Genomic DNA, 26,013 nt, shown 5'->3' with positions numbered 1-26,013 from the left:
CTTACTCCATCATTTTTTCAATTGGTAGAACGAGAATTGAACTTGCGCCCAACTCTTTCAGCTGTTCCATTGTTTCCCAGAATAGGTTTTCAGAACTCACTAAGTGAACAGCCATTTTCTGCTTATCTGCAGAAAGAGGAAGAACAGTTGGGTCTTCAGCACCTGGCAGTAGTGCTTTAATTTGATCTAACTTCTCTGCTGGGGCGTGAAGCATAATGTACTTAGATTCTTTCGCTTGCTGCACGCCTTGCATGCGAGTTAACAGCTTTTCGATTAGCGCCACTTTGTCTGCGTCGAACTCACCTGTGCGTTGAATCAATGTCGCTTTTGATTTAAAGATAATTTCAGCTTCTTTAAGGCCGTTCGCTTCCAGTGTTGCACCTGTAGAAACCAAATCAGCGATAGCATCAGCGAGACCCGCGCGAGGGGCAACTTCTACAGAGCCTGTCAGCATACATGTAGAGAATGGAACGCCGGCTTCATCCATGTACGCTTTTAGAAGTTGAGGATACGTTGTAGCAATACGCTTGCCAGCTAAGTCTTGTGGACCGTTGTACTCTTCGTCCTTGTCGATTGCGATAGATAAACGACAGCCACCAAAATCAAGTCGACGAAGCTGAACAAACTCGCAGGGTTCACCTAATGCTTTGCGGTCAAGGCGAACTTCTTCTAGTTCATTTTCGCCAATAAAGCCAAGGTCAACCACGCCATCCATAATTAAACCTGGGATGTCGTCGTCACGAACCAAGAGTAAATCAATTGGCATATTTTCAGAATGGACAACTAAACGCTCGCCCATTACGTTGAACTTTACGCCGCACTGTTTTAGTAGAGCTTGACTCTCTTTGCTAAGACGACCTTTTTTCTGAATTGCGATTCTTAAACGTTGTGTTTGCATTGCTTTGTCCCTATGCAAGATTTTGATATCTAAGTATTTTTCAAACTAATAAAACTAAAAAACCCTCGGGAGATTGAAGTCTCCCGAGGGTTTAAAATCTGCTTTTACTTTGATTTTACCTCCGGGAGTTTCCTGCCTCCCGGGTATGCGTACATCGCCCGAAAGACTAGATTGGGTGATGATGGTGATGAATGTTCATTACAAAATTACGCATACTTATTTCAAGGCTCTTCTCATTTGCTTTGTTACCAACCACACTAACCAAGCTGATTACTTTTTTCAACCCTTAATTTTAAAAAAATTCGAATTGTATAATACAAATAAAAAAGGAGGCCGAAGCCTCCTACAATTTCACCTTTTAAATCAGTGAATTACGCACTCTGGCAAGATGCCATTTTTGACTTTGAAAGCCATGACAAAATCGCGCAAACGATAACGAATGTAATCGACGCTGCGATGAAAGAGAACGCAATTGAAGCTGTCATACCAAGAGCAATAAAGCCCACGCATGAAACAAGCGCGACTGATAATGCATAAGGTAACTGTGTTGATACGTGATCGATATGGTTACAACGTGCACCCGTCGATGACAAGATCGTCGTATCTGAGATTGGCGAACAGTGGTCACCGAATACAGCACCAGCAAGAACCGCACTTAGCATCGGTAGCATTAGCGCTACATCTGTTGCGCCAGCCATATCACCCGCGATTGGTAGCATGATGCCGAACGTACCCCATGAAGTACCTGTTGAGAACGCCATCAGGCCAGACAACAAGAATAGGATAACTGGTAGCCAGTGCGGGTTAATGTTGCCCTGCGCCATTGTCGAAAGGTAAGTACCAGTCTTCATATCACCGATAACAGAACCAATGGTCCAGGCAAATACTAAGATTAGAATCGCACCAAACATAGACTTAGCACCAATCCAAAGTGTACGTGCGATCTCAGCCATTGGTAGACCTTGCTTCACAACAGTAAACAGTGCAACTGCTAAGCCAAGCAAGCTACCGTAGATTAGTGATGTACCTACATCTGTATTTTCAAAAGCACCAAGAAGCGCAAACTCCTTACCATCAGCAGCCAATGCTTGGCCACCCGTGTAAAGCATTGAAGCGATAGTCGCGATAATCAGCGTCACGATAGGAAGTATCAAATCTGACACTTTACCCTTTTCACTTTCACGGATATCTAGCTCTTCGTTTAGGTCATGCGCTTCTTGCGAGTCATTTTCTTTGTCTTTATCAAAGCCACGACCTTGCGATGCAGAGATCTCATGCTCACGCATTTTACCAATATCAAGACCAAACCACGCAACAGCGAACACCATTAGCAGCGCAAAAACGGCGTAGAAGTTCATTGGAATAAGACGAACATATGCGCCAAGAGCCGAATACTCTGTGATCCCATGTGAGACTAAGATCCCGCCAATAATAGTAATAATGTAAGCACCCCAGCTAGAAGCAGGCATAATTACACACATTGGAGCAGCGGTTGAGTCTAGAATGTACGCAAGCTTAGCGCGAGACACATAAAAGCGATCGGTTACTGGGCGAGAGATCGCACCAACAGCAAGGCTATTAAAGTAATCATCGACAAAAATGAATACGCCTAAAAAGGCGGCAAGAAGTTTGGAGCCGCGTTTACTCTTCACTCGAGATTGTGCCCATTCAGCAAAAGCACGAGTACCGCCAGATAGCGTTAATAAAGCTGTTGTCATACCTAATAAGATTAGGAAACCAACAATGCTCATGTTCCAAGTGTTAATTCCGCCATCTTCAATAAAGACAGAAGAAACTTGAGAACTGACGTAACCTGCGGTGTCGCTGATAGACCAGCTATTAAGTAGCACCGCACCTAGCACGATACCTACACCCAAGGAAACTAATACACGTCGAGTCAAAATCGCCAAAGTCAAAGCGACAATAGGTGGCAATAATGAAACAGGAGAACTAGAAAAATCTATTAAATTCATGATCTTCAAAAACCAAAGTTTGGCTAGAGATCTACTGCAGACAAGTCACGTAGCATACGATACGTGCTCATGTTGAACTTAGCGACAGGGAAGCGAACACTCCACCCAACCCTACAGTAGCGCTCCATAGTTTAATGTGAATATATACTATGGCAGTGTTGTTCCTTTCAGATACAACCCCAGCAAGTAACTTTGATGAGTTACTTACTTCGGCAATCTTCGCCTTCCACTATTATTCATTGGCATCACCCCAATAATAGCTACTCTTCGAGACCGCGCCTCTACGGCAACAACAAACAATTAACCACTAACTGTACAAATTAACAACAAATTGTCTGCAATATTGCATCAGGTGGCAGCCATTGTACTTATGATGAGAGTCAATGCAACACATCAAACTAAATTAAACAAATAAATAATGACTGAGATAATTTATAAACCTTGCCTACTTCCATAAGTTTTGTGCAACTGAAATCACATCAATCATGTTATTTATGAAACATTATTACTACCTTAGAAATATCATGGTTTATCTTATATCAATAAATTAAGGATATATGACACACCATTAAAGATGGATGCTTCATATTTTTAAGTAATAACTCAAATTTTTTTATAAAAAACCAAGCTGTCACTCTCTCTATACAATAATGATTGTTGATTTTAGTTCTCATCTAATAATGATTTATTTCGAGTGTAATAATATTAATTGCTTTAAAAAATAGTCAAATTTAAACAAAATCTTGATTTAGCATTTGCACATAAGGAAAAGATAAAGTTAAATATAAGGACTCTTTGTTTATTTATAGATTGGCATTATTTAATCGTAACGATAAAAAGTGCCCAACACATTAACCTTTTAATAGGAATCGTTATGTCAGAGCTGACTAAAACCCTTCTAAATATCCGTAGCCTTCGTGCATTTTCTCGTGAGCTGACTCTAGAACAATTGGAAGAAGCTCTAGATAAACTCACTACTGTCGTAGATGAGCGTCGTGAAGCAGAAGAAGCAGAACGCGCAGCACAAGCAGAGCAAGAAGCTAAGCTTGCAGAGATTGCTGAGAAAATCGCTCAAGACGGTATTGACGTAGAAGCACTTATTACTGCGCTATCTGGCGAAACTAAGACGAAAGGCAAAGCGAAGCGCGCACCTCGCCCTGCTAAATACAAATACACAGATTCAAACGGTAATGAGAAAACTTGGACTGGCCAAGGTCGTACACCTTCGGCGATTCAAGAGCAACTTGATGCAGGTAAATCTCTGGATGAGTTCCTAATCTAGATCCGTGCTATTTTTAAAAGGCTCCCATAGGGAGCCTTTTTTATTTAAACCATTACAAATAAAAAAGGCACATTTCTTAATGCGCCTTTTACTTTAGTTACAGAATAGTTAATTAAACCGCTTCGTATTAACGTTCCCAGTATGCTTCTTCTAGGCTATCTTCTCGCTCAGGAAGTCCGCGCGACAATCGTGGTGAATGTTGCACGAGAACTTCGTAGCTCGCGCGGTTTGCGTATTTGCAGACTTGAGAAAAAGAAGAGTAAGTTAAATACTCGTTACTGTGCTTGCTTGAATTAGGCACATTTTCTTTATGGTATTTATTTGCTGCCATATCATGAAGAACAGCAGATAACGCGGCATCACCTGCGCCATTTGTATTCTTAATTTTTTCTGGGCCACCCATATATGGCGAGATATGCGAGTACACTTTTATTGGCGTCTCGCATGAGTCTTTTTTCGCCGGACGACTGAATTCATAACGATTAAATTCAGCAATTGACCCTGGAAGTAATGGCAAAGAAGTTTCGCGCTTCGCGCTATCTTCCGTATAACCCGCCATAAATAGGCCTACAGGCCCCGCGGTGCACAATACTAGATCTGCCCACTCCAGTGTTTTATCAGATGCAGCAAGTGGGTCTGACTCACCCGTCAGAGCTTCTGCTTCATCTTCATTCATCGCAACGACTGAAACGTTATCTCGAATGAATTCTTGCCAATATTTCGGGTCATCTTGAATAACGAACTTCGTCCCAAGAGTCAGAACAACAGGTACATCATTCTTTTTCGCGTACTCAATCGCTTTCATTGTTGCTTCAGGCATTGGGTCGCCTTCTTTACAACGTACTAAATATGACGTTAGTACAAGCGCCGATGCATTTTTAAAGATTTTTTCTGGAATGCTATCAGGATGCAGTTGGTTCATTTGCCCTTCACTGATCGCAAAAGTACGTTCACCGTCTTCTGTAATAAGAGCGAAACAACGACCGATAGCGCCATCAACACCTTGTAGATAGTTCAAGTCCATGCGGCTTGATGTATTACAAAGGTAACGGTAGCCATAGCTGCCAATTTTGATATCCTGGCTCATCACTCCAAGCAGCGTAGAGCGATCATCTGCTAGCACAGAGTAGTTGTGTAGCGTGTTACCAATTGTGCCACCCGCATACTCATTGGTAATTAAGTTCTCTTCTTTAAGTTGCTGGTACAACTCTTCTGCTCTTTCGTCATCAATAACCAAAGAGTGACCTTTACTCAGACCGTACTTTTCAATCACATCCGTTGTAACTTTTGCTTCAATATCAACCAAGGTTTGGTCAATACCAATGATGTGAGTGCGCGTCATCTTCTTGCTTTCTTGTGCTTGGCTCACCAGCGGGTCACGAGCATGAACAGGAAAATAGTGCTTCGATTTGCGTTGTCCAGGAAATTTCATATTGTCAGTCTGAGTAAGGGGATGAAAAGGAGAGCGGATTCTATACCGCTAATAATAAAGCAGCAATAAAAGCGATTATAGCAAACGTTTGCTGACTACTTTTTTCTTTTAGGTGGCTTATTCACCTTCCATAAAGCTGAGATCTGGTAGTTGCTCAAGGTGCTCGCTATAACGCTTTAGGTTGAACTCACCTTCATTCTTCATTACATCAAAAATCTCAATTGACATCGCACATGCCATCATCGCAACCGCATCTTCACGTGGTGTGCCAGTCATCATTAAACGCATAAGGGTTTCTTTTACTTTAAGCGGGTTGCCATCTTCGAGCTGATTTTCAACAATTTCAATCAACTCACTTTCTTGCATAAATTGGTTTTCTTCTGTCATTTGGTGTTTCCTCTTGGATTTTGGCCAACTATGCCATATATACCTCTTCTATACTTGCGAAATTACTCGTTCGAATCTTTGTTGAAGAAAAATCCAGCGAAACGAATTGTGATTTCGATCTCGGATCTGTCACCGGTCTGTGGATTCTGATAGAATCTGCATCCCGTTTATTTAAGTGGTGTTTAGTAATGTCTGATAACAGCCAAAAGAAAGTCATCGTCGGTATGTCCGGCGGCGTTGATTCATCTGTTTCCGCGTATCTTCTAAAGCAGCAAGGCTACCAAGTAGAAGGCCTTTTCATGAAGAACTGGGAAGAAGATGACAACGAAGAATATTGTACAGCGGCAGAAGATCTTGCTGACGCTCAGGCAGTATGTGACAAGCTAGGCATCCACCTACACACTATCAACTTTGCTGCCGAATACTGGGATAACGTATTTGAGTACTTCCTTGCTGAATACAAAGCTGGCCGTACTCCGAACCCTGACATTCTTTGTAACAAAGAAATCAAGTTCAAAGCATTCCTAGAATTCGCTGATGAAGTACTTGATGCTGATTACATTGCAATGGGCCACTATGTGCGTCGCTCTTTCCCAGAAAATGGTGAAAAACCACAGATGCTGCGTGGTCTAGATGGCAACAAAGATCAAAGCTACTTCCTGTACACATTAAGCAACGAGCAAATCGCACGTAGCCTATTCCCTGTTGGTGACCTAGAGAAGCCAGAAGTACGCCGCATCGCGGAAGAGCAAGATCTAATCACGGCGAAGAAGAAAGACTCTACGGGTATTTGTTTCATCGGCGAACGCAAGTTTACAGAATTCCTAGGTCGCTACCTTCCAGCTCAACCAGGCAACATCGAAACACCTGAAGGCGAAGTGATTGGTCAACATCAAGGCCTGATGTACCACACGCTTGGTCAGCGTAAAGGTCTACACATCGGTGGCCGTAAAGGCGGTGGTGGTAACGAGGACCCATGGTTCGTTGGTGAGAAAGATCTAGAACGTAACGTTTTGATTGCCGTTCAAGGTAAAGACCATCCAATGTTAAAATCAGAAGGTCTACTTGCATCACAACTTCACTGGGTAGATCGTGAGCCAATTCGCGATGTTATGAAGTGCACAGTGAAAACTCGTTACCGTCAGGAAGATATTCCTTGTACAATCATCCCTATCGATGATGAAAACATTAAAGTTATCTTTGACGAGCCACAAATTGCTGTAACTCCAGGTCAATCAGCAGTGTTCTACAAAGGTGACGTGTGCCTAGGTGGCGGCATCATCGAGCAACGCATTAAATATTCTCAAGCTTAGGAGTCGTTACGTGGCGAATACACTTTATGACCGTACTATCGCTTTCGCTGGGATTTGCCAAGCTGTTGCTTTAGTTCAACAGGTAGCGAGAAACGGACATTGTGATCAAGATGCTTTTGAAACATCAATCAACGCTATTTTGAGCACGAACCCTGCTAACACAGTTGGCGTATTCGGTCGCGAAGCCGATCTAAAGCTCGGCCTAGAATGCTTGGTTAAAGGGATTGATAGCACACCATCAGGCAGTGAAATTACTCGTTACATTATTAGTTTAATGGCGTTAGAACGTAAGTTAAGCTCTCGTAACGATGCTATGTCTCAGCTTGGTGATCGTATTCAAATGGCCAAGCGTCAGTCAGAGCACTTTGAGCTACTAGACGATCAAATGATCAGCAATTTAGCGAGCATCTATCTGGATGTCGTTAGCCCTATTGGCCCACGCATTCAAGTAACGGGCACGCCATCTGTACTGCAGCAGACGGCAAGCCAACACAAAGTTCGTGCGCTGTTGTTATCTGGCATTCGTAGTGCAGTTCTTTGGCGTCAAGTTGGTGGTAAGCGTCGCCACCTAATCTTCGGGCGCAAGAAGATGGTAGAGCAAGCACAAATCCTTCTTGCTCGTCTGTAGTAAAATATCAAATAAGCAGCTCGCGTTTATCGCGAGCTCATTTTTTTCGACTAAAACAAATCTCGCGCAAACGTTTGCGCAATATTCGTGACAATTGCCACAGTTATTGGTATAAAGCTCACGAAATTTAGAAACCCAATTCAGGAGAACATCATGGAACTGTCAGCATTGACTGCTGTTTCACCAGTAGACGGCCGTTACGGAAGCAAGACAATTGCGTTACGCGAAATTTTCAGTGAATACGGTCTACTAAAGTACCGTACTATCGTTGAAATCCGCTGGCTACAAAAGCTTGCTGCTACTGCTGAAATTGCAGAAGTGCCAGCGTTTAGCGCAGAAGCAAACCAATTCCTAGACGACCTTGCTGCAAACTTCTCTGAAGAAGATGCACGCCGTATCAAAGAGATCGAGCGTACAACTAACCACGACGTAAAAGCGGTTGAGTACTTCCTAAAAGAGAAAGTAGCAGACGTTCCTGAACTGCACGCAGTAAACGAGTTCTTCCACTTCGCATGTACTTCTGAAGACATCAACAACACATCACACGCTCTAATGCTTAAAGAAGCGCGTGAGAACGTGATTCTTCCAGAAATCCGTAACCTAATCGACGCTATCAAAGCACTAGCAGTGGAATACCGCGACATTCCTCTTCTATCTCGTACACACGGTCAGCCTGCTTCTCCATCTACTATGGGTAAAGAAATGGCAAACGTGGCGTACCGTATGGAGCGTCAATTCAAGCAAATCGAAAACGTTGAGATCCTAGCGAAAATCAACGGTGCAGTAGGTAACTACAACGCACACCTTTCTGCTTACCCAGAGCTAGATTGGCACAAGTTCTCTGAAGAGTTCATCACAGAGTCTCTAGGCGTAACTTGGAACCCTTACACAACTCAAATCGAACCGCACGATTACATCGCTGAGCTGTTCGACGCTATCGCTCGTTTCAACACTATCCTGATTGACTTCGACCGCGACGTTTGGGGTTACATTGCACTAGGCCACTTCAAGCAAAAAACTATTGCTGGTGAGATCGGTTCTTCAACAATGCCTCACAAAGTTAACCCAATCGACTTTGAAAACTCAGAAGGTAACCTAGGTCTTGCGAACGCTGTATTCGGCCACCTAGCACAGAAACTGCCTATCTCTCGTTGGCAACGTGACCTAACTGACTCAACGGTTCTACGTAACCTTGGTGTTGGTGTTGGCTACGCAATCATCGCTTACACTTCTACGCTTAAAGGCATCAGCAAGCTAGAAGTAAACCGTGAAGCGCTTCTTGCTGAACTAGACAAGAACTGGGAAGTACTAGCTGAGCCAGTACAAACAGTTATGCGTCGTTACGGCATCGAGAAGCCATACGAGAAGCTGAAAGAGCTAACTCGTGGTAAGCGTGTAGACGGCGAAGCAATGCGTAACTTCATCGACGGTCTTGAGCTTCCTGAGCACGAGAAAGCACGTCTGAAAGAGATGACGCCAGCGAACTATATCGGTCAAGCAATCGAGCTGACAGATAAGCTGTAATCCTCCTGTAACGACCAGATACCTAAAAGGTTGACGCGAAAGCGTCAACCTTTTTTAGTTAGGAGAGTTAGGTCGGGAGAAAACAATTTTAGTTATATGGCATGGATTATTAATTGAAGATCTGCCCCATTTGTTATGGCTGCTTTTGGAAGAACAAGGTTATTGTTCCTACTTCCACACCAAACTTTTTTATTTTCGTTAGATTGAAAACGTGTCTGTCATCCTGACGGTAAAGCCAATCATCAAAAGCAACCGTCACTGATGAATCCTCCATTTGTAGCTCAAAGTCATATTGCCACTGTAGCGCATTGCCCTGCTCTTCCCCTGTTGCTACACCTATAATATCGTCTGCCTTACCTTCATAACTACCGTCTTCTAATCTAGTGATAACCCAAATTCGCTGGTCCACCTCTCCGTCATCAAACGCGAAGTCTTCCACTAGCGTCAGCGTATCACCTTCTACAGTACCCACTATATCGACTTCAAAGCGACGGGTTTGCTGTTCGGTATAATCTTGCACCATCCCCCACGCCTTTATGTCGCCTTCGAAATAACCGAATACGTCAAAAGTCGGTGTAGAAGAGCGGTAATTATCAATGTCTGCGGAACATGCCGAAAGAAAAACAGCTGCCACTAAAGTCGCTGATTTAAAAATTCGTTTAAGCACTATCTAACCTGCCCTATCAATTGTTTTCGGAGTTTCGGAAATTCTGTGTTGGGTGATAACCATATAGCTAAAAATGCATCGTTCATTCGTTCGTCTTCAATGATGCCAACGTTCTTTACTTGCACGTCCCCAACCTGCTTATAAAAAAGCTGACCAGATTTTCCATCTGTTAGATAAGTAAGCTCGTCACCTTTTTGAATATCAGGAAACATACGATCGAGCTCGCTGATCCAAGCTTTTCGATATGAGTCAGTAAAACCCAATTTCGCCCACTGCTCATCCGTCACATCAAGCAGCTGTTGCTTACTGATGTCTCTCTTGTAATTAATTTCCAACGCAAGGGGATGTGGCGATACGTCATCGCTTACGATGAACTTTCCATCAGGCGCTTTTAATCTTGAGTGATAAATATCGAAGATGAACCAAGTAAGTTGGGCTTCTCCAACAGTTTTCCATCCCTTCCAATTCGCAATGTTGCTTGCGGCTTCGCTATTTCCAACAGGTTGAGCTTGCAGAGCAAAAGAGCCAATTACTATTCCCAACGCAAGCAGCCTAGTCAGTCTCTGAGTTAAGTCTCTCTTCAAGCTTTTCATTTCCGTAAACCTTGAGTATCAAGAGCATCATGACGCACCATTCGACAAACAACATTGCCAGTGTAGCGCCAGTGCTGAATCCAAATTCAACGGCTTGGAGTTTATAGCCAGCAAAGTAGCTCGCTGTTCCTCCCATACCGCCTACTATTGATACGTAGGTTTTTGGGAAACGGTACAAAATTGACTTGAGTTGATAGGCATACCAGGCGAACAGAACCCAAAGGCACAAAAGCCAAAGGGGTAACCATTGAGTGGCAAACATGAAAATTGAAAATTGCTGATTTAATGTATCAAGCACGAGCCCGCTCGTGACGATCACACCAATACTTTTGAGCGAAGATGCGTCAGTTTTCAAACAATATAGTAGGGTTGCCAAAGTAAGGAATAACGTCACCCATTGCCATTGATAGGTTCCAAGCACCGCTGCAAACCAGCAGAGTTGGAACCATGTCGAAGCAAGAAATACCTTCATAACGAACTACGGGCGTTGAAACGTCATGTGAACTGCACTGATCGTGCGAGCCAAAAAGCCCCCTTCACAGTAGCTCAAATAGTAGCGCCACATACGCACAAAGCGATCGTCGTAGCCAAACGAGCGCACTTCATTCTCTGCTCGATTAAAACGAAGGTGCCATTCGTTCAGCGTCTTGGCGTAGTCCAAACCAATATCGAACAAGTCTCGCGTCACTAAGTCACTGTACTTTGTTGTTGCTTGGGTTAGTGAGGTTACCGACGGTAAAAAACCACCCGGGAAAATGTACTTTTGGATAAAGTCGACGTTGTTACTGTAGTAATCGTAACGCTGATCGGCAATCGTAATCGCTTGAATCGCCATCAAGCCACCAGACTTCAATAAAGACTCACAGACCTTAATGTACGAAGGCAGGAATTGTTTGCCCACAGCTTCAATCATTTCAATAGAAACGAGCTTGTCATAAGTGCCGGTTAGGTTTCGGTAATCTTCTTTGAGTAGAGTGATTTTGTCTTCTAAGCCACGCTCTTTGATTTTTTGCTCCGCGTACGCGTGTTGCTCTTCAGATATCGTTGTTGTGGTGACCTGACAACCGTATTGTTCAGCCATGTAAATCGCCATAGCGCCCCACCCAGTGCCAATTTCAACAACATGATCGGTAGATTTCAGCTCAAGTTGCTGACATAGACGATCCATTTTGTTGATTTGAGCCTGCTCTAGAGAGTCGTCCGCATGATTGTAAAGCGCCGACGAGTACAGCATATTGGTGTCAAGGAACGCTTCGTATAGGTTGTTACCCAAGTCGTAATGCGCATGGATATTTTTACGTGAGTTCTCTTCAGAGTTTCTGTTTGACCAATGGCTGAACTTGTACAGTATTTTAGTCAACCAACTGCCTTGCTCTTCGAGTTTATCTAGAGCACGCATGTTAAGGGCCATCAGTTTCATTAATGAGGTTAAATCGGGGCTATCCCACCACCCATCCATATAAGCCTCACCAGCAGCAATACTGCCGCCCTGCAAGATCCGTGAATAAAAGCCTGGATGTTTTACCTCTATAGTAGCGACAACAGGTTGACCACTGTACTCCCCATTTGGCGCACTAAAACGCTCGCTTCGCTCTGTCGTTTCCGTCTTAAAACTTTCAATAACTGTTAAGCAGCCGATTTCCATTTTTTGCAGACATTGAAAAATAACTCCGCGAGCCGCTTTTTGCGTTGTCGTCAATTTACGCGGCAATGTCATAGAACTAGTATTTAACATGCAGAATTCTCCTTGTGCTTTTTATTTTTTTTGTCTGTTTTTTCATTATCGGCTTCTATTTCTTCATGCGTTGAATATTTAGGATGAGAATAAAAAGGTGCGCCTTTCACCCAAAGTTTTAATGCGTGCCAATAAATACCAACCATTACTTTTACCGTTTGTATTGGTGTAACGATCAAACACCTCAATAAGGTTTTGCTTGAAAGTGGCTTGGCTTTCATAACCATGGTGGCATCAAAGTGTTTCTCTCCTTTGTGACATTCAAGATGAATATTCAACTTGTCTGTCAAAGGTTTAATTCTCCAGCGGTAGAGTTGGTCAATCGGGTTGAATGGTGAAACATGGAATGCTTTAACTTGTTCCCAACCAAACTTTTCTTCTTCTTTATCTGCTGACACCACGTAGTAATGTCGTTCATTCCAAGGAGTGTTACTCACCTCTGCGAGGAGATACTTCCATTCTCCTTCCGCGTTATAAACGTAGTAGAAATTAACGGGACTGAAATAAAGTCCTAGATAACGCAAGTGACAGACTGCGATTACCTTGCCGGTACAGCGAACACCTGTCAGTTCTTCAATTTTGCTGTGCACTGCCGACTTGACGCTACCTTCACCAATGTAATCACTGCGCTTGAAGCGAGCCCAATGCCACCAACGCGAACCAAAACCCCATACTTTTTTCTCTAAAGCATCGATCTCGTCTACATCAATGGCGGGCATAAATAAAGAGTAGTTCAACTCATGATTCACCGGCGTGAATCGACGGTGACGAACGTTGCCTATAAACAATCGGCTGTTCATTTGGCTATCCATATCACGCTGCGCCTTTTTCGAAAGGAACCACATTTTGTTCGCGGTACTTTTCTTCTAGTTCTTTCACAACATCAAGCGCGCTACGCACGCCATCTTCATGAAAACCGTTGTACCAATAAGCGCCGCAGAACCAGGTACTTTGTTTGCCCTGTATCTCATCTTTGCGCTGCTGCGCTGCAATAGACTCAGTGGTGAATACTGGATGATGATAAGTGAACGAACGCAAGACTTTATTTGAGTTAATTTGCTCAGTACTGTTCAACGTTACACAAAACGTATGTTCTGATTGAATATGCTGAAGAATGTTCATGTTATAAGTGAGCGAAGGGAGGCGTTGCTGTTCCTCTTCACTGCCTTCCAATAGGTAGTTCCATGATGCCCATGCTGCCTTACGTTTTGGTAGTACGGCAGAGTCGGTATGAAGAACAACTTCATTTGCTTGGTATGTCATACCCCCCAAGATTTCCTGCTCAATTGGGCTGATATCCTCTAGCATTCTCATTGCTTGATCACTGTGACAAGCAAAGATAACGTCATCAAACCAATGCGTTTCTCCGCGAACTTGAACGCCAACCCCTTTTTCGTTGCGAACCACTTTTTCGACAGGACTATTAAGACGAATACTCTCGGCAAAGCCTTTGGTCAATGGTGGAATGTATGATCGTGAACCACCTTTAATCACATACCATTGTGGCCGGTTAGTCACATCTAGCAGACCGTGGTTGAGGAAGAAACGTAAGAAGAACATAAGAGGGAATGCGCGCATGTCAGCTAAAGTCGACGACCAAATCGCAGCACCCATCGGTAATATGTAGTTATCGGTAAAGAAAGCACTGAATTTGTGTTCATCAAGGAACTCACCTAACGTCTGAGAGTGCGAGGATTGCTCGCTAGCGAAGCGCTTGGCAAGTTTATTGAAACGAAGTATCTCGAAGATAAATCGATAAAATTTAGGGTTTGCCCAGTTGCGTTTTTGAGCGAACAATGTCGACACTGTGTGGCCGTTGTACTCTAGTCCGTTCCCATCGTTTCTGACACTGAAGCTCATTTGAGTCGGCAGACCTTCAACGCCAATCTCGCTCATCATTTTAATGAAATTAGGGTACGTACGGTCGTTATAGACGATGAACCCAGTATCTATCGCGTATTCTTTACCATCAAGGCTCACATCAACGGTTGCAGTATGGCCACCGATGTAATCGTTCGCTTCAAACAGCGTTACATCATGTTCTTTATGCAAGTAATAACCACAAGTAAGGCCAGAGATTCCCGTTCCCACAATTGCTATCTTCTTTCTTCCTGCTGTTTTCATTCTTATTCCTTCTTATGCTACGAGTTTAGCAGTTAGGCGAGCTTGCCAACTGTATGGAAGTAACGAGATAAAACGTAAAATACTGGTAAATCTCGCTGGGAAATAGATATAGGTCTTGTTGGCGGCTAACTGCTTCCTGATAGAGTCCGACGCTTGCTGAGTAGAAATGATCATTGGCATTTCGAAGTCGTTTTTGTCAGTCAACGGCGTTTCAACAAAACCAGGAAACACCGTTACCACATTGATCCCTTTCTTTTTCAAGTCGACGGCGAGCGTGCGTGCAAAATAACTGACTGCCGCTTTGGATGCGCCGTAAGCTTCAGCACGAGGCAGTGCCACTTCTGATGCGATAGAGCCAACAATAACAATGCGGTGCCCTCTCTCTAAATGCACTTGGCAGCCTTCGACGCAGTTAGCAACACCGACAACATTTACGTTCATCACACGCGCCATGAGTTTCGCGTCGACCACTCCCTCATCCATGTACTCACAATCGCCTGCGTTAAAAACCCATGTGTTTGGCGTAAAGGGCAAATTAGACAGCGCCTGCTGAGTTTCCTCATAATTTGTCACATCAAACTGCAATGTATGAATTTTGGAGGAAACTGCCTCCAATTCTGCAAGAACATCTTGATTCCGACCACAAGCAATCACATTCCATTCTGAGTTCGCGTAATCTAGGGCAAGCTGTCTTCCTATTCCGGAGGTAGCGCCTGTGATTAAGATGGTGTTGTTCATTGTCCTAACCTCTGCTTGATGGTTTTAACGACTGAACCAAGTAAAGGTAAATGCTCATAGAGCATCTCTCCGAGATCAAAATAGTCTCGGTGATAAATGACCTGACCTTCGCTAAATTTGAGGTGCGAAACACCATTGACGAGAATAGGCGCACCCTTCTGAAGTTTGGGATGCTGAAGGTCCATTGTCCAAGTTAGAAAGCCTGTATCTCCGACTTGTTGATGCTCATGGATTACAAAATCACAACTGATGACGTTGGCATATAATGAGGTGAAATAATCCGAAAGTGCTGGCCATCCTTCTAAACGATGCGCTGCGTCCTCAAATACTACATCTTGGTGATATATATCCTTAAGCAGATGTAAGTTCGCTTTGTTGAGCTTTTGATAGATATTGCCAACAGACTGTATGTCCATTTTTTACTCCTACACGCCCATTAAGTTGTACAAAATTATTATATGTACAAGATAGTTCATTCCACCAAAGTTGTACAAAAATAATTTTGTATAACTTTATTTCTGTAAGTAGTACGTGATGAAGTTCGCACGCGATCAATCGGCGAAAAAAAAGGCTTGGTCAAAACCAAGCCTTTTCAGCAAATTAACAATTATTTAAGTAGACACAGTTAGTATTGCTGGCCTCGCAACGCTGCAATACGTTTATCTAGCGGAGGGTGGCTCATTAGTAGCTCAGTCAGCGACTGCTTGCCATTGATACCAAACGCCATCATGGTGCCATCCAGTTGAGATTCATGACTCACCTTCAAACGCTCTAGAGCCGCAATCATTTTTTCTTTGCCAACGAGGCGCGCAGCACCTGCGTCCGCGTGGAATTCGCGATGACGGCTGTACCACATAGTCAAGAAGCTAGCTAGGAAACCAAATACCAGTTCAAGCACCATGGATACGCCAAAGTAAACCATCATGTTTGTACCTTGGCCTTCTTCATCATCGTTCGATGCCACGATATTGGCAATAAAGCGTGATAGGAAGATAACAAACGTGTTCACGACACCTTGCATCAACGTCATCGTGACCATATCACCATTTGCAATATGGCTCACTTCGTGTGCAAGTACTGCCTCTGCCTCATCACGAGTCATATTGTGTAAAAGACCGGTAGAAACTGCGACAAGAGAGTCATCTCGTTTTGCACCTGTCGCAAATGCATTGATGTCTGGTGAATCATAAATAGCCACCGTTGGCATACCAATACCCACTTGTTGAGCTTGACGACCCACAGTTTCGACTAACCAATGCTCCGTTTCGTTGCGCGGGCTTTCAATGACCATACCACCAACCGAGCGTAGCGCCATACCCTTTGACATCATCAACGAAATAAATGCGCCACCAAAACCAAATACAGCAGCCATTACAAGTAAACCTGACAGACTGCCTGGTTGCATTCCAGTTACAGCGTAAACAATATTCAGAACAACACTAAGCACTAGCACGACAGCTAGGTTAGTTGCTAGGAATAACATAATTCGCTTCATTACTTTTCTCCGAGGAAGCTTATCGTTTTTTTAAAACGGATTGTTATAAGGAACAAATGGTAATCGCTATAAAAGCCAATTCCGTTGATTTTCATGTTCCGTGCGTTATAGATATAGTCTATCCGCGATAAAAACAAGGTTAAGCAATAAATTGCAACATTTGTTTTCGGGACTGAAATATTTGATTCAAGCGATTTCAAAACATGCTTTGGTAGGAGCTGGAACCTCCGTTCATATACATTTATCAAAATGATAAAATAAGCTCTGAGCTACCCATCATCTATTGATAGATGATCTTGGTGTTAAATCTATCACCTCTTAGCAACTTAGCTAGAAATTTTTTAATAGACCAAAAACAGTACGTTAGCTCTGCTATAGACTTTGGTCTTATTGTGCGGCTACATGGACATGCTAAATTCGAATGAGATGAACAAAACAGAGCCACTCTAAGTACATTGCAAAAAGTGCATTGGGTGAGCTCAAAAACTCCATGTATTGAGGGAAAAACCATGGTAGAAACTAACGACTATCAGATGGCTATTGATTTACTGCGTTGTCACCTAGGCATCTCAGAGGACGAGGCAAAGCAACAACTTGGTATTTCAACCGATCATCATATGTCTCAGCGTGTTGCAGAAACACAACAAGCATTGATGGGGCTCAGCCAAGATAAGTAATCTGACTTTTTAGGTTACACCAACAAGAAAGGGCTGCATTGCGCAGCCCTTACCCTAAACACCATTAGTCAGTGTTTAGCAACGGCTCTACATTAATGTACTTGCCTAGCTCTTTACGTTTAGCACTTGGAATATATGGAATTTCCCCAAGCTTAGGTGCATCGATACGTGCTTCTAGCATCTCGATAATGTCAGCGTAGTGCTCTGTGCCAGGGTTGACGCGGTTTGCCACCCAGCCAACAAGATTCAAACCATCCGCTTTAATACTCTCCGCTGTGAGTAAAGCGTGGCTCAAACAGCCTAATTTAATGCCAACCACCAGTACAACAGGTAACTGCTCTTCTTTTACCCATGTAGATAAACAGTCCGTATCGGATACTGGCACACGCCAGCCTCCAGCACCTTCAACGAGAACAACATCGGCTTGCTGCTTATGTTGAGCCAGTTTTTGACTCAGAACATCGTAACTTATTTCGACATGTTCATGCTTCGCTGCAATGTGGGGAGAAGCAGGCAACTCTAAAGCGTATGGGTTCACATCATCATAGGCCACATCGAGTGTTGCGGCGTCTTGTAAGTGTAAAGCATCAGAGTTACGCCATCCGGCTTCAGTCTTGTCACTCCCTGCTGCCACTGGCTTATAACCAATAGTGTTTAGTCCTTTTGCAGCGATCGCTTGCAAAATGGCTTTAGACGCTACCGTCTTTCCAACATCAGTATCCGTACCAGCAATAAAAAAAGCATCAATCATAGATGTATTACTCCAAAACAAACCTGATAACTTGCAGGTAGAAGACCTTGATCGTTTTTAAACGCTTGGTACGCATGCTCAACTTTTAACAAAGTCTCGCGACTAGTTAAACCGTGTGAGCGCCCGCTTACGTGATTTGCACCTATACCTTTGAGGTCACGCATAACTGAAAATGCAGAGTCGTACCAAACTGTGATGGTGGTCAAGTCTAGTTGATGGCTGTCACATCGAGATTGCGCTAACGCAATTTTTACCTGATTGAGCGTTAGAAAGTTATTGACGTGTTGATATGCATCAATTTTTTCCCATGATGCACGCAGCTCATACAGTGATCCATCAACCAGTGTAGAGAACCACGCTTTCCCACCATTTTTTAGCACGCGGCGCACTTCTTTTAGTGGGTAACTTAAATCTGTACACCATTGCAGCGCTAAACTTGAAAACACGTAATCGAAGCTATCATCGTCAAATGGTAAGTTTTCAGCATCAGCAACTTGGTAATGCATTCGTACTGCACCACAACGCTGCTCTGCTTTATCTAACATGGCTTGAGAGATATCGCCGCAGACTACTTCCGCACCGCGTTGTTGAAGTAGTTGGGAGAAATAACCCGTGCCACAACCTAAATCCAATACACGTTTTCGCGTCAAGTTTTCAGGAAGTTTATCAAGCAGCTGATGCCCGACATCACGTTGAAAAGCCGCATGTTTATCGTATGTTTCTGCTGCTTTACCAAACGAAGAGGCAATCGCGTCTTTATCTTGATGGAAACTCTCTAACGCGAGCGTTTGCGCTAATGCGGTAGTTGCATTATCCATTACAGCGCTCCTAATGCTTGCTTCAATGCGATTGAAAGCGTTTTAACTTGTTCATTAGTGTGATTGGCAGTGAGTGTGATTCGAAGACGAGACGTTCCTTTAGGCACCGTCGGAGGGCGAATAGCAGTCACCCAAATACCGTTTTGGCGACAAGCACCTGCTACTCGCAAAGCCAATTCAGATTCACCAATCAAAAAGGGCTTAATCGAAGTTTGAGTCTCAACAAACCCCTCAAGGTCGCTAAGGCTATCTCGATACACTTCACTAAGCTCAGAGAGCTTTTCACGTCGCCAAGACTGCTCTTGAACCATAGAAACCGCATGCGTGAGCGCGTAGGCTTGTGCCGGAGGCATCGCTGTGGAATACACATGGTGACGAGCAAACTGAGTCAAAAAGTCTCCCGTTGCGTGGTCACATAAAATAGCCGCGCCAGACATACCAAACGCTTTGCCGAAAGTAACGATCAGTATCTCGGGTTTAACCGTTGCCAACTCGCAAGAACCACCACCGGATTGACCAAGAACGCCAATACCATGAGCGTCATCGACAGCAAACCAAGCATCATGACTACGAGTGACTTCAGCTATATCGCTAAGCGGCGCACAGTCGCCGTCCATGCTGAATACCCCTTCAGTCACAACTAGATGGTTGTCTTCGCTATTAATCAGCGACTTTAGGTGCTCGATGTCATTGTGTTTGAAGCGCTTCATCTTAGCTGGTGACAACGCCCCCGCTTCCATCAGTGAGGCATGGTTCAAACGGTCTTGGATCAATACGTCTGATTTTTCCAACAAGGTGAACAACAAGGCTTGATTAGCACTGAATCCAGAACCAAACAGAATTGCTCTGTCGTAACCCAACCATTCGGTCAGTGCGGCTTCTAAATTGCTGTGCGCGGCACTAAAGCCAGTCACCATCGGTGATGCTCCACTGCCACTACCATATACGCTTAAACCTTGCTGCCAAGCCCGAACAAGCGCTTGGTCATTAGCCAATCCCAAATAATCATTACTTGAGAAATTAATGTAGCGTCTACCTTCGTGTTCCAAAACGGACTGGTTACCGGCAAACACCACATTCATAGAACGATTCAACCCTTGCGTTTTACGCTCAGCAAGGGCGGACTCGATACGAGATTTAAACGCTGGCATCGTAGAAAAGGTCGTCTTTTGTCGGACGGGCAGCAACGCGCTCTACGACGCGATCGAGTAACTCGTTTTCTTCGATTTCATCAGGCTTTTGAGACACCTCTTGGCTGTTAATACCGAGCTTATTGAACAGCATCATGTCCTTATCTTCAGAAGGATTTGGAGTCGTCAGAAGTTTGCAGCCATAGAAGACTGAGTTTGCACCCGCCATAAAGCACAGCGCTTGCATTTGTTCGTTCATGTTTTCACGACCAGCGGATAAACGAACGGCTGATTGAGGCATCATGATTCGTGCAATCGCAATCAGGCGAATGAAATCGAATGGCTCAACATCATCCACTTCTTCCAGTGGTGTGCCCTTCACCTTCACGAGCATGTTGATTGGAACGCTTTCAGGGTGTACCGGTAAGTTAGCCAATTCAACCAGCAGACCAGCTCGGTCATTGGCACTTTCACCCATGCCGATGATGCCACCGGAACAGATCTTCATGCCAGCGTCACGTACGTGAGACAAAGTATCTAAACGGTCTTGGTAAGTACGTGTGGTAATGATGTTGCCGTAAAATTCAGGAGAAGTATCTAGGTTGTGGTTGTAGTAATCCAGACCTGCGGTTGCCAATTGCTTTGCTTGATCTGGCGTCAACATGCCTAATGTCATACACGTTTCTAAACCCATGCCCTTCACGCCTTTGATCATGTCGGTCAAATGCGGCATGTCACGCTCTTTCGGGTTTTTCCATGCTGCGCCCATACAGAATCGAGTAGAACCAGCATTTTTGGCTTTTTGCGCAGCATCGAGTACGCGTTCTACTTCCATCAGACGCTCTTTTTCGATGTCTGTGGTGTAACGAGCACTCTGAGGACAGTACTTACAATCTTCTGGACAAGCACCTGTCTTAATCGACAGAAGCGTGCTTACTTGAACATGGTTGGTTTGTTGATATTGACGATGTACAAGCTGCGCTTCGAATAGGAGATCCATGAATGGTTTTTCCATGAGATCGCGCACTTCAGCATGCGTCCAGTTATGACGAACTTCCACGTGTATTCCTTTAGTCACTTTTGTTGTTGTGTTGACAGTCTACTGAGTCTCGATAAACTGTCAACACAACACAAAAGAACAAAGTTTACATTTGCTTATTTTTTAATCTAAATTATTATTGGAATCGCACATGGATCTCGCCTTCGACCGCCAGCATATCTGGCATCCTTACACTTCGACATTGACACCTCTGACCTGCTACCCAGTAGCATCGGCAAATGGTGTTCACATTAAACTGGAAGATGATACTGAGCTTGTCGATGGCATGTCTTCTTGGTGGTCGACGATCCACGGCTACAACCATCCGCACTTAAATCAAGCCGCGCACAAGCAAATCGATCAGGTCTCTCACGTGATGTTTGGCGGGATTACCCACCAGCCAGCAATCAGTTTGTGTAAAAAGTTGCTATCCCTAGCCCCAAGTAATCTTGAACATGTATTCCTTGCCGATTCAGGCTCCGTTGCAGTAGAAGTCAGCTTAAAAATGGCACTGCAATATTGGCATGCAAAAGGCGAACGCCGACCGAAGTTTCTTACTTTGCGACACGGTTATCACGGCGATACGTTTGCGGCGATGTCGGTTACCGATCCTGACAACTCAATGCACTCTCTCTATAAAGGCTTTTTGCCTGAGCATACCTTTGCGGAGTCACCAACTTGTGGTTATTGGGATGAATGGAAGCCAGAAGACCTTACCGACTTCGAGCACAAGATTGAGACTCACCATAAAGAACTTGCTGCGGTGATCCTTGAGCCTATCGTTCAAGGCGCAGGCGGCATGCGCATCTACCATCCAGAATTTCTCAAAGGCGTGCGTAGACTTTGCGACAAATACGGTTTGTTATTGATTGCAGATGAGATCGCTACCGGTTTTGGACGCACAGGTAAATTGTTTGCCTGCGAACATGCAGATATTCAACCAGACATTCTGTGTGTCGGGAAAGCACTTACTGGCGGCTACATGACCCTCTCTGCGACCCTCGCGAGCAAACACGTAGCAGACACTGTTTGTGGTGGTGATGCTGGCTGTTTTATGCACGGTCCAACCTTTATGGGGAATCCACTCGCTTGTGCTGTAGCTACTGCAAGTCTGGAATTGATCGAGCAAGGTGATTGGAAGCAACAAACCCAACAAATTGAAACGCTGTTTTCTGAGTTACTACCAAAACTTGAAGAATACGACTTGGTGAAAAACACCCGTTGGTTGGGTGCTATTGGCGTAGTGGAGACGCATCGCCCTGTGAATATGGAAACGATCCAAGCCTTGTTTGTTGAACACGGAGTGTGGATTCGTCCATTTGGCAAACTGATTTATATGATGCCGCCGTTCATCAGCAAGCCAGAAGATATTGAAAAGTTAGTGAATGCGATTGATGCTGCGTTACAACGTAAAGACTGCTTCGCTTCATAGTTCAATTCAACATGAAAACGGTTTGAGTATGAGACTCAAACCGTCTCTTTATTTATCAGAGCAGTAAAGCTATCGAAGTTGACTGTCTTTACTCGCTCGTCGATTGAACAATGCTTGGCGTTGAGATACCAATTCGATTGTTGACTGACATTCGATACACAAACGAACGCCTTTCATTGCAAGACGACGCGCTTCTGGAATCTCATCACCACACTCATCGCAGTAATGGGCGCTCTCACCCTTTGTGATACTGCCACGAACACGGGAAATCTCGTCGTCTATTGTGTTTTGAATTTGTTGGCTGACGCTATCGTCGTTTGCCCACCCTACGGCCATAAGCCCTCCTCGTTACTTGAATGAGAAAATCTACTTACCGTGGTAAGGTGGATGATTATATCGATTACAAATAACAAGATAATTAGGATAAATTCGAAAACACTATTACGTTTTAGTAATAATTACTCTGTAATCGATTATTCGGCACTCTCATGGAAAAGCAATGCAAGGTTACTCATACTCCCTTCCTCACATTCAAAGTACTGCGTTTGCTCAGGCTCTCTCAAAGTAACACTGAGTATTTTCTCTACCTCACCAAACTCCTCGCTAAAGTACTCACTGACTAATATGACGCGCTCACCAATACTAAATTCCAGTGACTTCTCATCTACCAACGCTCGATGATACTGGTCTAATTTAAAGTCCTTTACAGCTATGGTTCTTTCAATACTGCTCCCCCCTAAGTTAAGCTCCGACAGTAGAACCTGACTGTTTATATTTTCTATTGATATTTCTAGACGGTTAGGATGTGAAGCATCACACTTAAATAGCGCAGTATTAGTGTGGCTGGAAGCACAAGCAGATGAACAAAAAATAAGTCCAAGCAAAGAAATGTTACGCAGCATTTTTAATCGAAGCATATTTTTTGTAAGCCTTTTCTAATTTGACGTCGTATTGATTTTTCTGATACTCAGAACCATTGTAACCACGAGCAAAGGCAGCCCAATTTTTATCTCTTATATGTTCACCTAAGCCAGACTTTTGGATAAACGTAACAAAAGCCTCAAGTTGTTTCTTCTCTGACTCGAATACAGCTTTAACAAAGGATTCAGCGGTAACATGACCAGCTAACTTGAAATTAAAGCCCATAATTTGGAAACGTCCCCAAGATGCGGAGCGGATTGCTGCATTTGAATTCAGTTCAATCGCTTTATTTAAACGTACGTATTCTGAGATACCACCAACATACAGACTTCGATTCCAATGCCGACTTGAAATACTTGGATGACTGTTATCGTAGGCTCTTGAAGTGAGTCTCGAAAATATATGAGCCTCAAACAAAATCTTTGGCTTACCATTGCTAAAGTAGGCTTCTCCTCGGCTCTCAACTTCCGCTACAGCTTTAATAGCAGCGACTTCGCATTCAAGGGTTTCAGCTACTTTGCGATAATCCAAGTCCGTCAACGCATCTCTTGAGCCAACCAAAGGTAACGTATATGCCACCGCAGTCTCAGGTGTTCGTTTTAAATAATCATTCAGCTTACGATGGCTTCTTCCATTCACATCTATCCTTCCATCTGGACGAACCATCCCAACAAGGCTTTTCTGAAAAGCTTTAATTGCGGCGACAGTCTTGGAGTTTTCCGGTCTAGAGCCTAGTTTCCCATCCACTTTAAGTTCCTTTACTCCCTTTAAAGAACCAAGCAATTGGTTAATAGACCTTTGTACCGTACGAATATCAGCATCCACATTTTTACCACCCAAGCCAACAGAGCCGCTTATTCTTATTGAAGCCATGAAAGTACCTCCTCTTTATCTTTTGGAGGAGCTTGTCACGCTCAATGAAGCTTAGAAAAATATCATTAGGGGCTGGTTTTAATAATTTAGGCTAACTATGCAATACCTCACCCTACATTTACATAACAACGTATTTTCACTCGACGCAGATAACAAAAAAACCCAGCACTGAGGCTGGGTTTTGGTGTTCTAGTGGTTAATGAATTAACCGATGTGCGTTGCGCCTGCCATGTACTTCTGAAGTACTGTAGGGATTGCAATGCGGCCGTCTGCTTCTTGGTTGTTTTCTAGGATAGCAACCATTGTACGACCTACAGCAAGACCAGAACCGTTTAGCGTGTGTACAAGCTCAGGTTTCTTCTCGCCTTTACGACGGAAACGTGCTTGCATACGACGAGCTTGGAAATCCCACATGTTAGAACATGAAGAAATTTCACGGTAAGTTTCTTGAGCAGGAACCCAAACTTCTAGGTCGTAAGTCTTACGAGCGCCGAAGCCCATGTCACCTGTACATAGAACCACTTTACGGTAAGGAAGCTCTAGAAGTTGTAGAACTTTCTCAGCGTGACCTGTTAGCTCTTCTAGTGCGTTCATTGAATCTTCTGGCTTAGTGATTTGTACTAGCTCAACTTTGTCGAACTGGTGCATACGAATCAAACCACGAGTATCACGACCGTAAGAACCTGCTTCTGAACGGAAACATGGCGTGTGAGCTGTCATCTTAATTGGTAGATCCGCTTCGTCAGAAATCGTGTCACGAACTAGGTTCGTTACAGGTACTTCTGCAGTAGGGATTAGAGACAGTTTACGTGGCTCTTCGTCGTTTACTTTTTCTACTAGCGGCTCAGTGTGGAAAAGATCTTTACCAAACTTAGGAAGCTGACCAGTACCGAATAGGCTGTCAGAGTTTACTAGGTAAGGTACGTACATTTCTGTGTAGCCGTGCTCTTCAGTGTGAAGATCCAGCATGAACTGAGCGATTGCACGGTGTAGACGAGCAAATTGGCCTTTCATCACGATGAAACGTGCGCCAGTGATCTTAACTGCACTTGCGAAGTCTAGACCGTCGCCCATTTCGCCTAGGTCAACGTGATCTTTCAGTTCGAAGTCGTAAGACTTTGGCTCACCCCAACGAGAGATTTCAACGTTGTCGTTTTCATCTTTGCCATCTGGCACTTCATCTGCTGGGATGTTTGGTACAGAAAGCGTGAATTCGTCTAGTTGAGCCATTACTTGCTCAAGTTCAACTTTCTTCGCATCAAGATCGCTACCTAGCGTACCGATTTGTTTCTTGATCTCTTCTGCGCCTTCTTTGTCGCCAGCCGCCATTTTTTGGCCGATTTGCTTGGAGATGGAGTTACGCGTGGATTGTAAATTTTCTACTTCTACTTGAATGGACTTACGTTGTTCTTCAAGTTTACGAATAGTATCTACGTCTAGCTTAAAGCCACGACGCGCCAGTTTAGCAGCTGTTTCATCCAGCTCTGTACGAAGTAATTTAGAATCCAGCATTGTTAATCCTATGCTTTTTGTTGTGAAATCACGCGCACTTTCCAAGCGTACGCGTTAAAAAAATTTACTAA

The 26,013-nt window shown here is 43.9% G+C and carries 27 protein-coding genes, 1 riboswitch and 1 other annotated feature; of the genes, 6 read left to right on the top strand and 21 right to left on the bottom strand.

All coding sequences use genetic code 11. From position 1 onward, the window contains the following. Position 1: 1 nt before the first annotated feature. Together hisG and tet(35) are read right to left on the bottom strand one after the other, a co-directional pair. Positions 2-898, bottom strand: a complete 897-nt coding sequence (gene hisG, locus R7Z78_RS04400; protein WP_005378180.1) for an ATP phosphoribosyltransferase — start codon at positions 896-898, stop codon at positions 2-4. A gap of 53 nt (positions 899-951) precedes the next feature. Further along, positions 952-1,089 (bottom strand) — a sequence feature (His leader region). 180 nt (positions 1,090-1,269) lie between these two features. Next, a complete protein-coding gene (gene tet(35), locus R7Z78_RS04395) occupies positions 1,270-2,871 on the bottom strand; it encodes a tetracycline efflux Na+/H+ antiporter family transporter Tet(35) (protein WP_053307447.1) in 1,602 nt (533 codons plus the stop codon). A 109-nt stretch (positions 2,872-2,980) separates the two neighbouring features. Further along, positions 2,981-3,163: riboswitch (Lysine riboswitch) on the bottom strand. 582 nt (positions 3,164-3,745) lie between these two features. Here tet(35) and R7Z78_RS04390 point away from each other — a divergent pair. Further along, positions 3,746-4,153 (top strand): H-NS family nucleoid-associated regulatory protein, encoded by a 408-nt coding sequence (locus R7Z78_RS04390; RefSeq protein ID WP_005378185.1) that lies wholly within the window; start codon positions 3,746-3,748, stop codon positions 4,151-4,153. A gap of 127 nt (positions 4,154-4,280) precedes the next feature. Here the strand turns inward: R7Z78_RS04390 and R7Z78_RS04385 are convergent, their stop codons facing one another. Together R7Z78_RS04385 and R7Z78_RS04380 are read right to left on the bottom strand one after the other, a co-directional pair. Next, positions 4,281-5,585 carry an inosine/guanosine kinase gene (locus tag R7Z78_RS04385; protein ID WP_025766879.1) on the bottom strand — a complete coding sequence of 435 codons (1,305 nt, stop codon included), beginning with the start codon at positions 5,583-5,585 and terminating at the stop codon, positions 4,281-4,283. A gap of 117 nt (positions 5,586-5,702) precedes the next feature. Then, positions 5,703-5,972, bottom strand: coding sequence for a hypothetical protein (locus R7Z78_RS04380; protein WP_005378190.1), 270 nt, complete (start codon positions 5,970-5,972; stop codon positions 5,703-5,705). 188 nt (positions 5,973-6,160) lie between these two features. Here R7Z78_RS04380 and mnmA point away from each other — a divergent pair, with 188 nt between their 5' ends. From mnmA to purB, 3 genes are all read left to right on the top strand, one after another. Next, entirely contained in the window at positions 6,161-7,285 is a 1,125-nt protein-coding gene (mnmA, locus tag R7Z78_RS04375; RefSeq protein ID WP_005378192.1) for a tRNA 2-thiouridine(34) synthase MnmA, read from the top strand. Positions 7,286-7,295: 10 nt separating this feature from the next. Further along, the gene (hflD, locus tag R7Z78_RS04370) at positions 7,296-7,913 is read left to right on the top strand and encodes a high frequency lysogenization protein HflD (RefSeq protein WP_005378194.1); all 618 of its coding nucleotides are present in this window, start codon (positions 7,296-7,298) and stop codon (positions 7,911-7,913) included. 153 nt (positions 7,914-8,066) lie between these two features. After that, positions 8,067-9,437, top strand: coding sequence for an adenylosuccinate lyase (purB, locus tag R7Z78_RS04365; RefSeq protein ID WP_005378198.1), 1,371 nt, complete (start codon positions 8,067-8,069; stop codon positions 9,435-9,437). A gap of 133 nt (positions 9,438-9,570) precedes the next feature. Here the strand turns inward: purB and R7Z78_RS04360 are convergent, their stop codons facing one another. The 9 genes from R7Z78_RS04360 to htpX all read right to left on the bottom strand — a co-directional run bounded on the left by R7Z78_RS04360 (position 9,571) and on the right by htpX (position 16,789). Next, a complete protein-coding gene (locus R7Z78_RS04360) occupies positions 9,571-10,104 on the bottom strand; it encodes a DUF3833 domain-containing protein (protein ID WP_104975218.1) in 534 nt (177 codons plus the stop codon). Next, positions 10,104-10,697 (bottom strand): chalcone isomerase family protein, encoded by a 594-nt coding sequence (locus R7Z78_RS04355; RefSeq protein ID WP_104975217.1) that lies wholly within the window; start codon positions 10,695-10,697, stop codon positions 10,104-10,106. Before R7Z78_RS04355 ends, R7Z78_RS04360 begins: the two co-directional genes overlap by 1 nt. Further along, on the bottom strand, positions 10,657-11,169 hold the full coding sequence (locus tag R7Z78_RS04350) for a DUF2878 domain-containing protein (RefSeq protein ID WP_104975216.1): 513 nt from the start codon (positions 11,167-11,169) through the stop codon (positions 10,657-10,659). Before R7Z78_RS04350 ends, R7Z78_RS04355 begins: the two co-directional genes overlap by 41 nt. A 6-nt stretch (positions 11,170-11,175) precedes the next feature. Then, positions 11,176-12,432: an SAM-dependent methyltransferase gene (locus R7Z78_RS04345; RefSeq protein ID WP_025766883.1), complete on the bottom strand. Its 1,257-nt coding sequence runs from the start codon at positions 12,430-12,432 to the stop codon at positions 11,176-11,178. Then, positions 12,426-13,244, bottom strand: a complete 819-nt coding sequence (locus R7Z78_RS04340) for a DUF1365 domain-containing protein (RefSeq protein ID WP_169644475.1) — start codon at positions 13,242-13,244, stop codon at positions 12,426-12,428. The genes R7Z78_RS04345 and R7Z78_RS04340 overlap by 7 nt, the downstream gene beginning before the upstream one ends. A gap of 1 nt (position 13,245) precedes the next feature. Beyond that, positions 13,246-14,556, bottom strand: coding sequence for an NAD(P)/FAD-dependent oxidoreductase (locus tag R7Z78_RS04335; protein WP_104975215.1), 1,311 nt, complete (start codon positions 14,554-14,556; stop codon positions 13,246-13,248). 12 nt (positions 14,557-14,568) lie between these two features. Then, positions 14,569-15,294 (bottom strand): SDR family oxidoreductase, encoded by a 726-nt coding sequence (locus R7Z78_RS04330; RefSeq protein WP_033905083.1) that lies wholly within the window; start codon positions 15,292-15,294, stop codon positions 14,569-14,571. Then, positions 15,291-15,710 (bottom strand): nuclear transport factor 2 family protein, encoded by a 420-nt coding sequence (locus R7Z78_RS04325; RefSeq protein WP_005378211.1) that lies wholly within the window; start codon positions 15,708-15,710, stop codon positions 15,291-15,293. The genes R7Z78_RS04330 and R7Z78_RS04325 overlap by 4 nt, the downstream gene beginning before the upstream one ends. Before the next feature lie 209 nt (positions 15,711-15,919). Next, entirely contained in the window at positions 15,920-16,789 is an 870-nt protein-coding gene (gene htpX, locus R7Z78_RS04320; protein WP_005388085.1) for a protease HtpX, read from the bottom strand. Between the two features lie 509 nt (positions 16,790-17,298). On the opposite strand from htpX, the gene R7Z78_RS04315 reads away from it, so the two are divergent. Beyond that, positions 17,299-17,466, top strand: a complete 168-nt coding sequence (locus R7Z78_RS04315; RefSeq protein ID WP_005378215.1) for a hypothetical protein — start codon at positions 17,299-17,301, stop codon at positions 17,464-17,466. 64 nt (positions 17,467-17,530) lie between these two features. On the opposite strand, the gene bioD is transcribed toward R7Z78_RS04315, so the two are convergent. Genes bioD through bioB form a run of 4 tightly spaced genes read right to left on the bottom strand, consistent with a single transcriptional unit; the run spans position 17,531 to position 21,225 of the window. Beyond that, positions 17,531-18,217, bottom strand: a complete 687-nt coding sequence (gene bioD / locus R7Z78_RS04310; protein WP_005378217.1) for a dethiobiotin synthase — start codon at positions 18,215-18,217, stop codon at positions 17,531-17,533. After that, positions 18,214-19,035 carry a malonyl-ACP O-methyltransferase BioC gene (gene bioC / locus R7Z78_RS04305; protein WP_053307453.1) on the bottom strand — a complete coding sequence of 274 codons (822 nt, stop codon included), beginning with the start codon at positions 19,033-19,035 and terminating at the stop codon, positions 18,214-18,216. Before bioC ends, bioD begins: the two co-directional genes overlap by 4 nt. After that, complete coding sequence (gene bioF, locus R7Z78_RS04300) at positions 19,035-20,186, bottom strand: 8-amino-7-oxononanoate synthase (RefSeq protein ID WP_017821706.1); 1,152 nt, start codon at positions 20,184-20,186, stop codon at positions 19,035-19,037. Before bioF ends, bioC begins: the two co-directional genes overlap by 1 nt. After that, positions 20,173-21,225, bottom strand: a complete 1,053-nt coding sequence (bioB, locus tag R7Z78_RS04295) for a biotin synthase BioB (protein WP_005378222.1) — start codon at positions 21,223-21,225, stop codon at positions 20,173-20,175. The genes bioF and bioB overlap by 14 nt, the downstream gene beginning before the upstream one ends. Positions 21,226-21,355: 130 nt before the next feature. On the opposite strand from bioB, the gene bioA reads away from it, so the two are divergent. Next, positions 21,356-22,636, top strand: a complete 1,281-nt coding sequence (gene bioA, locus R7Z78_RS04290) for an adenosylmethionine--8-amino-7-oxononanoate transaminase (RefSeq protein WP_104975212.1) — start codon at positions 21,356-21,358, stop codon at positions 22,634-22,636. 69 nt (positions 22,637-22,705) lie between these two features. On the opposite strand, the gene R7Z78_RS04285 is transcribed toward bioA, so the two are convergent. From R7Z78_RS04285 to serS, 4 genes are all read right to left on the bottom strand, one after another. Continuing rightward, positions 22,706-22,972, bottom strand: a complete 267-nt coding sequence (locus R7Z78_RS04285) for a DksA/TraR family C4-type zinc finger protein (RefSeq protein ID WP_005437185.1) — start codon at positions 22,970-22,972, stop codon at positions 22,706-22,708. Positions 22,973-23,109: 137 nt separating this feature from the next. Next, the gene (locus R7Z78_RS04280) at positions 23,110-23,553 is read right to left on the bottom strand and encodes a hypothetical protein (RefSeq protein WP_225452532.1); all 444 of its coding nucleotides are present in this window, start codon (positions 23,551-23,553) and stop codon (positions 23,110-23,112) included. After that, the gene (locus tag R7Z78_RS04275) at positions 23,528-24,430 is read right to left on the bottom strand and encodes an N-acetylmuramidase domain-containing protein (RefSeq protein WP_104975211.1); all 903 of its coding nucleotides are present in this window, start codon (positions 24,428-24,430) and stop codon (positions 23,528-23,530) included. Before R7Z78_RS04275 ends, R7Z78_RS04280 begins: the two co-directional genes overlap by 26 nt. A 204-nt stretch (positions 24,431-24,634) precedes the next feature. Continuing rightward, positions 24,635-25,942: a serine--tRNA ligase gene (serS, locus tag R7Z78_RS04270; protein WP_005437179.1), complete on the bottom strand. Its 1,308-nt coding sequence runs from the start codon at positions 25,940-25,942 to the stop codon at positions 24,635-24,637. Between the last annotated feature and the right edge of the window lie 71 nt (positions 25,943-26,013).

Origin of the sequence: Vibrio sp. 1167 (genome assembly GCF_033340375.1) — a bacterium.
GTDB lineage: Bacteria > Pseudomonadota > Gammaproteobacteria > Enterobacterales > Vibrionaceae > Vibrio > Vibrio alginolyticus.
This window is presented reverse-complemented; position numbering and strand designations above follow the sequence as displayed.